This window comes from Rhodococcus sp. LB1, from assembly GCF_001583455.1.
In the GTDB taxonomy this organism is placed as follows: Bacteria; Actinomycetota; Actinomycetes; order Mycobacteriales; family Mycobacteriaceae; genus Rhodococcus_F; species Rhodococcus_F opacus.
Map to the genome: position 1 here is coordinate 1 of NZ_LTCZ01000356.1, position 2095 is coordinate 2095.

Annotated in this window: 2 protein-coding genes; both read right to left on the reverse strand. The window is 66.0% G+C overall.

The features are described 5' to 3' along the window. Nucleotides 1-694: glutamate synthase subunit beta (locus tag AZG88_RS35430; protein ID WP_156517694.1), on the reverse strand; the 694-nt coding region annotated here is incomplete at its 3' end. After that, nucleotides 687-2095 (reverse strand): glutamate synthase-related protein (locus AZG88_RS35435; protein WP_269455095.1); only part of this gene is annotated, 1409 nt, incomplete at its 5' end. The genes AZG88_RS35435 and AZG88_RS35430, both read right to left, overlap by 8 nt.

Below are 2095 nucleotides of genomic sequence, written 5' to 3' on the forward strand. Positions count from 1 at the left end.
CGTCGAACTGCGCGCGCAGTGCGTCCGCGGTGATGTCGACACCCACGTTGACACCCGTCTTGAAGACGGTGCCCTCGGAGTTCATCTGATCGAGACGGCGGTCGATGTGCCGCTTCTCCATCTTGAACTCGGGGATGCCGTACCGCAGGAGCCCGCCGATGCGGTCGGCCCGCTCGAACACGGTGACCATGTGGCCGGCGCGCGTCAGCTGCTGCGCTGCAGCGAGACCCGCGGGACCGGAACCGACGACGGCGACCTTCTTGCCCGTCGAGCGGGTCGGGTGCACCGGCTTGACCCAGCCCTCGTCGAAGGCGCGGTCGATGAGCTCGACCTCGACCTGCTTGATGGTGACCGGGTCCTGGTTGATGCCCAGGACGCACGACGCCTCACAGGGTGCGGGGCACAGCCGCCCGGTGAACTCCGGGAAGTTGTTGGTCGCGTGCAGACGCTCGATGCCGTCGTGCCACCGGTCCTTGTAGACCAGGTCGTTCCACTCGGGAATCAGGTTCCCCAGCGGACAGCCGTTGTGGCAGAACGGGATACCGCAGTCCATGCACCGACTGGCCTGAGTCTTCAGGGTGTCCGGCGGGAACTCCTCGTAGACCTCGTTCCAGTCGAGCAGGCGCAACGGCACCGGTCGGCGAACCGGAAGTTCGCGTGACGTGTGCTTCAGGAAGCCGCTTGGATCACCCACGAGCTGCCTCCATCACTGCCTCGTCCACGTTCTTTCCATCCTTCTTCGCGGCCTCGATGGCCAAGAGCACCTTCTTGTAATCGCGGGGCATCACCTTCGCGAAATGATTGACCTGCTGCGACCAGTCGGAGAGGATGCGCGCGGCAACCTCCGAGCCCGTCTCGTCGCGGTGACGCTCGATGGCGGACTTCAGCCAGGTGAAGTCGTCACCCGTCAGGTCCTCGAGATCCACCAGTTCCGTGTTGAGGTTGTCCTCGAACACCTTGTCCGGGTTGTAGACGTACGCAACGCCACCGGACATGCCGGCACCGAAGTTACGACCCGTCGCACCGAGGATGACGACCTTTCCGCCGGTCATGTACTCGCAACCGTGGTCGCCGACTCCCTCGACCACCGCGGTGGCGCCGGAGTTACGGACCGCGAATCGCTCGCCCACGACACCGCGGAGCAGAGCCTCACCGCTCGTGGCACCGAACAGGATCACGTTGCCGCCGATGATGTTGTCCTCGGCGACGAAGCCGGGCGCGGTCTCCAGCGGCGGGCGCACCACGAGGCGTCCACCGGACAGGCCCTTGCCGACGAAGTCGTTTGCATCGCCGTGCAGGCGCAGCGTCATGCCCTTGGGGACGAACGCACCGAAGCTGTTACCGGCCGAACCGGTGAACGTGATGTCGATCGTGTTGTCAGGCAGGCCCTCGCCGCCGTACGCCTTCGTCACCTCGTGGCCGAGCATGGTGCCGACCGTGCGGTTGACGTTGGTGATCGGCGACTCGAACGCGACCTTCTGGCCCTTGTCGAGAGCGTTGCGGCTCTGGACGATCAGCTGCTGGTCGAGTGCCTTGTCGAGGCCGTGGTCCTGGGTGCCCGTGCGGTACAGGTCCTGGTCCATGAACGCCGACTCGGTCTCGTGCAGGATCGGCGACAGGTCGAGGTTGCCGGCCTTGCTGCCCTTCCAGTGCTCGAGCGCCTTCGTGGTGTCGAGAACGTCGACCTGTCCGACGGCCTCGTCGAGGGTGCGGAAGCCGAGTTCGGCGAGGAGTTCGCGCACCTCTTCGGCGATGAAGAGGAAGAAGTTCTCCACGAACTCCGGCTTGCCGTTGAACCGCTTGCGCAGAACGGGGTTCTGCGTGGCGACACCCACGGGGCACGTGTCGAGGTGGCAGACCCGCATCATGATGCAGCCCGACACCACCAGCGGAGCGGTCGCGAAACCGAACTCCTCGCCACCGAGCAGCGCGGCGACCATGACGTCGCGGCCGGTCTTGAGCTGGCCGTCGACCTGCACGACGATGCGGTCGCGCAGACCGTTGAGCAGCAGCGTCTGCTGGGTCTCGGCGAGGCCGAGCTCCCAGGGGGCGCCCGCGTGCTTCATCGACGTCAGCGGGGTGGCACCGGTGCCAC